Raw genomic sequence first — 7,108 nt, 5'->3', positions numbered from 1 at the left:
CGCGCACCGTCGGACAGGCCCAGGCAGCCGGCGGCCACCAGCGCGGCGTACTCGCCCAGGCTGTGCCCGGCCAGCAGCGCCGGGCAGGCGCCGCCCTGCGACAGCCACGTGCGCCAGACGGCCACGCCCGCCGCCAGCAGTGCCGGCTGGGTGAACTCGGTCTGGTTGAGCTGGTCTTCGGGGCCCTGCTGGGAAATCGCCCAGAGGTCGACGCCGGCACCTTCGGAGGCTTCGTCGAAGGTTTCCCGCACCAGCGGCTTGGCCGCGGCCAGGTCGGCCAGCATGCCCAGGGACTGGGAGCCCTGGCCGGGGAATACGAAGGCAAGCATCTGGCTCATCTATGGATCCGCACGAGGGTGTCGGCGAATGATAAGCGACGCGCCGGCCAAGTCGTCTGTACCGGCGCGTAGGGTGCCACCGGCGCGGCACCGGGGCGCCGCGGCGGCTCAGTAACGGATCAGCGCCGAACCCCAGGTGAAGCCGCCGCCGAAGGCTTCCAGCAGCAGCAGCTGGCCGCGCTGCACCTTGCCCGAGCGCACCGCTTCGTCCAGCGCCAGCGGCACCGAGCCGGCCGAGGTGTTGCCGTGCTTGTGCACGGTCACGATCACCTGGTCCATCGACATCTCCAGCCGCCTCGCGGTGGCTTCGATGATGCGCAGGTTGGCCTGGTGCGGAATCAGCCAGTCGAGGTCGGCCTTGCTCAGGCCATTGGCCTCCAGCGCCTCGTCCACTACCGAATCGAGCGCCTTGACGGCGTGCTTGAAGACTTCGTTGCCGCTCATCAGCACGCGCACGCCCGCGTTCTTTTCCTCGGGCTTGAAGCCCACGGAAACACCCACCGGGTTGTACAGCAGCTCTTTCTTGCCGCCGTCGGCGTGCAGGTGCGTGGAAAGGATGCCGGCCTGCGTGTCGGCCTTGAGCACCACCGCGCCGGCGCCATCGCCGAACAGCACGCAAGTGTTGCGGTCGGACCAGTCGAGCATGCGCGTAAGCGTCTCGGCGCCCACCACCAGCACGGTCTTGGCGTTGCCGGCGCGAATGAAGTTGTCGGCCACGCTGAGCGCGAAGATGAAGCCCGAGCAGGCGGCGTTGACGTCGAACGCGGCGCAGCCGTTGGCGCCGATGCGGTGCTGCAGCAGGCAGGCGGTGGACGGGAAGATGAGGTCGGGCGTGGTGGTGCCGACGATGATCAGGTCAAGCTCGGACGCGGTGACGCCGGCGGCCTGCATGGCGGCGATGGCGGCGCGCTCGGCCAGGTCGCAGGTGGTTTCGCCCTCCACCACCACGTGGCGCTGGCGGATGCCGGTGCGGCTGGCGATCCACTCGTCGGTGGTTTCGACGAACTGCTCGAGATCCTTGTTGGTCAGGATTTTTTCCGGCAGGCCGGAGCCCGTGCCGGCGATTCGCGAGAAAACGGCCATCCTCATCCCCTTGCCGGTGGCCTGCCGCTGGCCGCGGCGGCGGGTGCCGACGGGATGCGACAGTCAGAAACGCGCGCGGCGGGACCAGGCCCGCCGCGTTGAGCATAAGACGGAATCGCCCGGGGGCGAACCGCGTGAGCCAGGCCTGCCCGGGGGCAGGCGAGCACTCAGTCTTCGGACACCGCCGAGGACTTCACGTCGATGACCTTCTTGCCACGGTAGTAGCCGTCCTTGGTCACGTGGTGGCGGATATGCGTCTCGCCCGAGGTCGGGTCGGTGGACAGCTGCTTCGCGGTGAGGGCATCGTGCGAGCGGCGCTGGCCGCGGCGGGACGGGGTGACGCGGGATTTCTGGACGGCCATGGTCTATCTCCAACTACTTCTTGTGTGCCTTCAACGCGGCGAGCGCGGCGAAAGGGTTCGGTTTTTCTTCTACCTCGACTTCGGCGGGCCATTCAGCCGTCACCTCCGCCGAGCGCGGATCTATGGGTACCACCGGGATGGCGAGGATCAATTCATCCTCGACCAGCGCGGCCGGATGCAGCTCACCGCTGCCATCAACCAGGAACAGCTCCATGTCCTCAGGCAGCGCCGCTTCCTGCGCTTCGTCGGTGATCAGACCGAGGCGCTGGAATAGCGAAACCGGATGCAGGAAACGTTCCAGCGTCCTCTGGCACAGCAGCGGCAACGCTGCCTCGATGCGGATTTCGACATACGGCAGGTCCAGCACGCCGTCACGCCCGAATTCCATCTCGAATCGGCAGTCACCTTCGGCGTCCACGAGGTCGGCCGCCAGCCGGGTCATCCCCGACAAAGGCAACACACCCTCGAAGCGCCGCTTGGCCGCAACCATGCGCCAAGCATCAAGCACAGGAGGCAGGGACGCGGACATAAGCCCGAAATAATAGGCGGCCAAGGCCTTTGTGTCAAACCTAACTCGTTGCAGCCGCAAGGGTTTGCCGGCCTTGCCGGGGCTGGTGCAGACTGCCGGCTGACCCTGCGGACCTGCAATCCATGCCCGAATTCCTTGTCCTGGCCGGCGTTGCCGCCCTGGCCCTCGCCCTGCCGCTGCTGTGGTGGCTGGTCCGGAGCCGGCGCCGCGAGCGCAGCCTGGTGCGTCTGCTCGACCTGGCCGACGAAGTCCAGGGCCTGCTGGACCGCAGCCAGGAGCGCATGCAGGCCATGCAATCCGTGGTTGGGCGGGTCCCCTCGGACATCGCCGCCGTGGCGCACGCTTCGCTCGACAGCACCCAATCCATCCGCGACGCCAAGCGCGACGTGCTCCAGCACCGCCTGTGGATCCAGAAGCACGGCGACTCGGCGCGCCAGGCCGAGCTCGACGCCGCCTGTGCCGCCCTGGACCGGGCCCGCGCCAAGCTTTCCACCCAGCTGGGGGAGCTCGAGCGGGCCGGCGCTGAACTGGCCGATGCCACCGAGGCCAGTGCGCTGGCGGCCCGGCGCGAGCCGGCCACGCTGCGCCGCGACCCGGACGCGCCGTGACCCCGCTGGTGCTGGCGTCCACCTCGCGCTATCGGCGTGAGCTGCTGGCCCGCCTGGGGCTGCCCTTCGAAGTTGACCGGCCGGAAGTGGACGAATCGCCGCTGGCGGCGGAGCGCCCGGCCGACACGGCCGTTCGCCTGGCCCAGGCCAAGGCCCGGGCGGTGGCGGCGCGCCAGCCGGGCGCCTGGGTGATCGGCTCGGACCAGGTCGCCGACCTGGACGGGCTGGCCCTGGGCAAGGCCGGCGGCCGCGACCCGGCCCTGCGGCAGCTTCAGGCCTGCTCGGGACGGCGCATCGCGTTCCATACCGCCATCTGCCTGCTGCGCGATGACGAACCACCGCTGGCCGCGCTCGACCTTACCGAGGTGGTGTTCCGCACGCTCGAGCGCGACGAGATCCTGCGCTACCTCGACGCCGAGCAGCCCTACGACTGCGCCGGCAGCTTCAAGTGCGAAGGCCTGGGCATCGCCCTGTTCGACGCGATCCACAGCCAGGATCCCACGGCGCTGGTGGGCCTGCCCTTGATCGCGCTGTCGCGCGCCCTGCGCCAGGCGGGCTATCGCCTGCCTTGAGCCGGGATGCGCAGCCGCTGTTCCGGCCACGCTTCCACGCTGCCATCCCGGCCGTGCACCACCAGCCCCAGCCAGGCATCGCCGCCGGGATGATCCGTCAGATCAAGGCGCGCACCGAAGCCCGCGCCATCGCTGCCGTCGGCCACGCCCCAGTACTGGCTTACGTCGGGGCGCAGCGGGTCCAGCCTCGCTTCGGCCACCACCCGGCCGTCCACCGTCACCTGCACGCGGTCAACGCCCACCCCTTCCTTCAGCGCCCAACCTGACACGTCCACCGTGGCGCCGGGTTCGGCGCCGGGAGCCGGCGCTTCCAGCCACGCCAGCGCCGGCGTCGAACAGGACGCGCCCGCCGACGGCAGCCGGAACAGCAGGAACCGCTTTCGCCCGTGGTCCACGTTGAGCACGCGCGGCGGCGGCAGTCCGCCGGTAACGCTGCACAGCTCCCGATAGCCGTCCAGCCGGCGCTTGAGCGAACGCGAGGTGTCTTCCACCACCAGCAGCACCGGTCCGTCGCCCCAGGCCTCGCGCCCGGACGCAAGCAGTCCCCAGTTCGACAGCTGCACCGCACGACCGTGCTTGTTGTTGAGCGGATGCGGCAGCACGGCCACGTCGCTGCGATCCAGCGCGAACGCCAGCTGGGCACCGAGCATGAAGTTGTCGGCCACCAGCGCTGTTCCGGCGGGCATCAAGGCCAGCTCGCTGCGCACGGCGTCGGTGGCAAGGTCCCAGCCAGAGAAGTTGTCCGCATACGCCGGCCCCGTGGCGAGCCACTGGCGGCCCGCGGGCTGCGTCACCACCGCCAGGTAGCCCAGCACCAGCAGCAGGCCGGTGGCCGCCATGCCGTGCACCACCGCGCGCGTCCATCGTGGCCAGGACGCCAACACCACCGGCGCCGCGCAGGCCAGGGCCAGCCAGCCCGGCAAAGGCCAATGGAAGCTGACGCGTTCGCTGTCGGACACGAACGCCATGGCGAAGTACCCCAGCACCGACACGCCGGCCACGCCCAACAGCAGCGGCCACTGCGGCTCGGTGGACGAATGGCGCTGCCGCCAGGCGCGCCACAGCGTCGCCAGCAGCAGTGCGAACAGCGCCGGGGTCACGATCAGCGCCTGCACCACGGGCCACCAGGCCCCGTCCCCCTGCAGCTGCCAGGGGTGCCGGTCCACGAACTGGAAGGCCCCCCCGGCGCCGGCGTGGCCGACGTTCCAGACCACCAGCGGCAGCCACGCGGCGGCCCCCACCGCCAGCGCCAGCCATAGCCCCGGTTCGCGCAGCAGCGCCCGGCCCCGGGCGGTGCACAGCAGGCCCGCCGCGCCGGCCAGCACCACCAGGGCGAAGCGGTAGTGCGAGAACGCGCCCAGCGCCAGCCCCAGCGCCAGCTGCAGCGCCGCGGCCGCGCCGAAGCGCTGAAGCAGCGCCGCAAACGCGTCCAGGCACAGCAGCGCCGCCAACAGCATCGGGGCATCGGGCAGCGCCAGCACGCCCGACAGCCCCGACAGCGGCATCAGCAGCGCCAGCATCCCGGCCTGCCAGCCCGCCTGCGCGCCGAACCAGCGCCTGGCAATGCGCACCACCAGCCACGGCACCATCGCGCCGACCAGCACGAACGGTGCGCGGATCGCCAGCACGTGCTGCCCGCCCAACTCGGTGCCCAGGCGGATCAGCCACGCCGTCAGTCCCGGCAGATCGGAATAGGCCCAGGCCAGGCGCCGGCTTTCCAGCGCATAGAAAGCCTCGTCGCCGAACGGCAGCAGCGTTGCCGCCAGCCACAGCTTCGCCAGCAGCAGCACGGCCCAGGCCACGATGAACTTCACGCGCAGGGAACCTAGGCCCATGGCAGCATCGGTCCGTTATCCTCTTGTGGAATCATTCGCCGGATGCACTCCATGCACGCGCCAACCCAGAACGCCGACATCCTACCCGACCGCACCCGACAGGCCTTGACGGATGCGGTGGAGCAAGTGAACCAACTGGTGCTGGGCAAGCCGCGCGAAGTGCGCCTTGCGTTCACTACGCTGCTGGCGGGCGGCCACCTGCTGATCGAGGACCTGCCCGGACTGGGCAAGACCACGCTGGCACGCGCCATGGCGGCCACCCTGGGCCTGGATTTCCAGCGCATGCAGTTCACGTCCGACCTGCTGCCGTCCGACATCATCGGCGTGTCCATCTACGACCAGACCGCGCGTGAGTTCCGCTTCCACCCGGGTCCAGTGTTCACCCAGCTGCTGCTGGCGGACGAGATCAACCGCGCGCCGCCGCGCACGCAGAGCGCCCTGCTCGAGGCCATGGCCGAACACCAGGTGACGGTGGACGGCACCTGCCACACGCTGCCGCAGCCCTTCTTCGTGGTGGCCACGCAGAACCCGGTGGACCTGGCGGGCACCTTCCCCCTGCCCGATTCGCAGATGGACCGCTTCCTGCTGCGGCTGAAGCTGGGTTACCCGGATGCCGCCGCCGAGCGCGAAATGCTGGCCGGCGAGGACCGCCGCGACCTGATCGCACAAAGCATGCCGCGCCTGAGTGGCGAAGACGTCATCGCGCTGCGCGCGGCGGCCGAGCGCCTGCACGCCAGTCCGGCCCTGGTGAGCTACGTGCAAGCGCTGTTGCAGGAAAGCCGCCGCCACCCGGGCGTGCAGGTTGGCCTGTCGCCGCGCGCCGGCCTGGGCCTGCTGCGTGGCGCACGCGCCTATGCGCTTCTCGACGGTCGCAGCCACGTGCAGCCCGAGGACGTGCAGGCGCTCTTCAGCCAGGTGGCGGCGCACCGGCTGGTGCCCGAATCCGAATCCGAGGGCCGCGATGCGCTGGCAGCCAGCATCCTTAACGCCGTGGCGGTGGACTGAGCGCAGTGGCACGACCGCGCGACCGGATCGAACGCTTCAGCGACCGCTTGGCGGGCCTGCCCATGGTCCGCCCGAAGTCGCTGGAGGCGCTGCCGATCGTGATCGACCGGCGCCGCATCTACGTCCTGCCGACGGGTTTCGGCCTGTTCATGGCGGTGATGCTGCTGTCGATGCTGCTCGGCGGGCTCAACTACAACAACAACCCGGCCCTGCTGCTGGCGTTCCTGCTGATTGCGGTGGCGCACAACAGCCTGGTGCACGCGCACCTCACGCTGTCGGGCCTGCGGCTGATGGCCCTGCACGCCGAACCGGTGCCGGCCGGCAAACCAATGATGCTGCGGCTGGCGTTCGAGGCCAGCGGCACGCGCCAGCGTTCGGGGCTGGAGCTGCGCGCGGGCGACGAAGAAGCCTTCCTCGACCTGGCGCCGGGCGAGCGCGGCGAGATGGTGATCGCACTGCCCACGCACCGCCGCGGCTGGCTGTCGCCGGATCGGCTGCGCCTGTCCACGCTGCGGCCGTTCGGCCTGGCCCGGGCGTGGTCGTGGCTGCGGCCCGACACGCGCCTGCTGGTTTACCCGACGCCGGAGGCCGAGTCCGTGCCGCTGCCCGACCCCGGCGGCGACGGACAGTCCCAGCGCACCCGCAGCCACGGCGAACAGCCGCACCACCTGCGCGAGTACCGCGCGGGCGACGGCCTGCGCCAGATCGCGTGGAAGTCGTTGGGGGGGGCCGGCCCCCCCGCCGGGGGGGAGGGCCGCGCCCACCCCCCCCCCCGC

General features: G+C 70.7%; 9 protein-coding genes. 4 read left to right on the top strand and 5 right to left on the bottom strand.

Annotated features, from left to right (window positions below; all coding sequences use genetic code 11):
- The 4 genes from K0M70_RS02515 to K0M70_RS02500 all read right to left on the bottom strand — a co-directional run.
- Positions 1 to 338: ACP S-malonyltransferase (locus K0M70_RS02515; RefSeq protein WP_290778833.1), on the bottom strand; the 338-nt coding region annotated here is incomplete at its 3' end.
- Positions 339 to 446: 108 nt separating this feature from the next.
- Complete coding sequence (locus tag K0M70_RS02510) at positions 447 to 1,427, bottom strand: beta-ketoacyl-ACP synthase III (RefSeq protein ID WP_290778831.1); 981 nt, start codon at positions 1,425 to 1,427, stop codon at positions 447 to 449.
- A 161-nt stretch (positions 1,428 to 1,588) separates the two neighbouring features.
- On the bottom strand, positions 1,589 to 1,783 hold the full coding sequence (gene rpmF / locus K0M70_RS02505) for a 50S ribosomal protein L32 (protein WP_290778827.1): 195 nt from the start codon (positions 1,781 to 1,783) through the stop codon (positions 1,589 to 1,591).
- A 13-nt stretch (positions 1,784 to 1,796) separates the two neighbouring features.
- On the bottom strand, positions 1,797 to 2,312 hold the full coding sequence (locus K0M70_RS02500) for a YceD family protein (protein ID WP_290778836.1): 516 nt from the start codon (positions 2,310 to 2,312) through the stop codon (positions 1,797 to 1,799).
- Between the two features lie 122 nt (positions 2,313 to 2,434).
- Between K0M70_RS02500 and K0M70_RS02495 the strand changes: the two genes are divergently transcribed.
- The gene (locus K0M70_RS02495; protein WP_290778825.1) at positions 2,435 to 2,920 is read left to right on the top strand and encodes a hypothetical protein; all 486 of its coding nucleotides are present in this window, start codon (positions 2,435 to 2,437) and stop codon (positions 2,918 to 2,920) included.
- Entirely contained in the window at positions 2,917 to 3,492 is a 576-nt protein-coding gene (locus tag K0M70_RS02490) for a Maf family nucleotide pyrophosphatase (protein WP_290778822.1), read from the top strand. Before K0M70_RS02495 ends, K0M70_RS02490 begins: the two co-directional genes overlap by 4 nt.
- Here K0M70_RS02490 and K0M70_RS02485 read toward each other — a convergent pair.
- Positions 3,477 to 5,327 carry a glycosyltransferase family 39 protein gene (locus K0M70_RS02485; protein ID WP_290778819.1) on the bottom strand — a complete coding sequence of 617 codons (1,851 nt, stop codon included), beginning with the start codon at positions 5,325 to 5,327 and terminating at the stop codon, positions 3,477 to 3,479. The genes K0M70_RS02490 and K0M70_RS02485 overlap by 16 nt on opposite strands.
- Before the next feature lie 51 nt (positions 5,328 to 5,378).
- On the opposite strand from K0M70_RS02485, the gene K0M70_RS02480 reads away from it, so the two are divergent.
- A complete protein-coding gene (locus tag K0M70_RS02480; protein ID WP_290778817.1) occupies positions 5,379 to 6,332 on the top strand; it encodes a MoxR family ATPase in 954 nt (317 codons plus the stop codon).
- 5 nt (positions 6,333 to 6,337) lie between these two features.
- Positions 6,338 to 7,108, top strand: a 771-nt coding sequence (locus tag K0M70_RS02475) for a hypothetical protein (protein ID WP_290778815.1), incomplete at its 3' end; no start/stop codon positions are given.

Source organism: Arenimonas sp. (genome assembly GCF_019459675.1).
GTDB lineage: Bacteria > Pseudomonadota > Gammaproteobacteria > Xanthomonadales > Xanthomonadaceae > Arenimonas.
The sequence above is the reverse complement of the archived record's forward strand: the minus strand, read 5'-3'. Positions and strand labels throughout refer to the sequence as shown.

What these genes read in the sequence shown, in the direction of transcription:
- rpmF (WP_290778827.1), bottom strand. Translation starts at nt 1,783, where the DNA reads ATGGCCGTCCAGAAATCCCGCGTCACCCCGTCCCGCCGCGGCCAGCGC.
- K0M70_RS02485 (WP_290778819.1), bottom strand. Translation starts at nt 5,327, where the DNA reads ATGGGCCTAGGTTCCCTGCGCGTGAAGTTCATCGTGGCCTGGGCCGTG.
- K0M70_RS02500 (WP_290778836.1), bottom strand. Translation starts at nt 2,312, where the DNA reads ATGTCCGCGTCCCTGCCTCCTGTGCTTGATGCTTGGCGCATGGTTGCG.
- K0M70_RS02495 (WP_290778825.1), top strand. Translation starts at nt 2,435, where the DNA reads ATGCCCGAATTCCTTGTCCTGGCCGGCGTTGCCGCCCTGGCCCTCGCC.
- K0M70_RS02480 (WP_290778817.1), top strand. Translation starts at nt 5,379, where the DNA reads ATGCACGCGCCAACCCAGAACGCCGACATCCTACCCGACCGCACCCGA.
- K0M70_RS02510 (WP_290778831.1), bottom strand. Translation starts at nt 1,427, where the DNA reads ATGAGGATGGCCGTTTTCTCGCGAATCGCCGGCACGGGCTCCGGCCTG.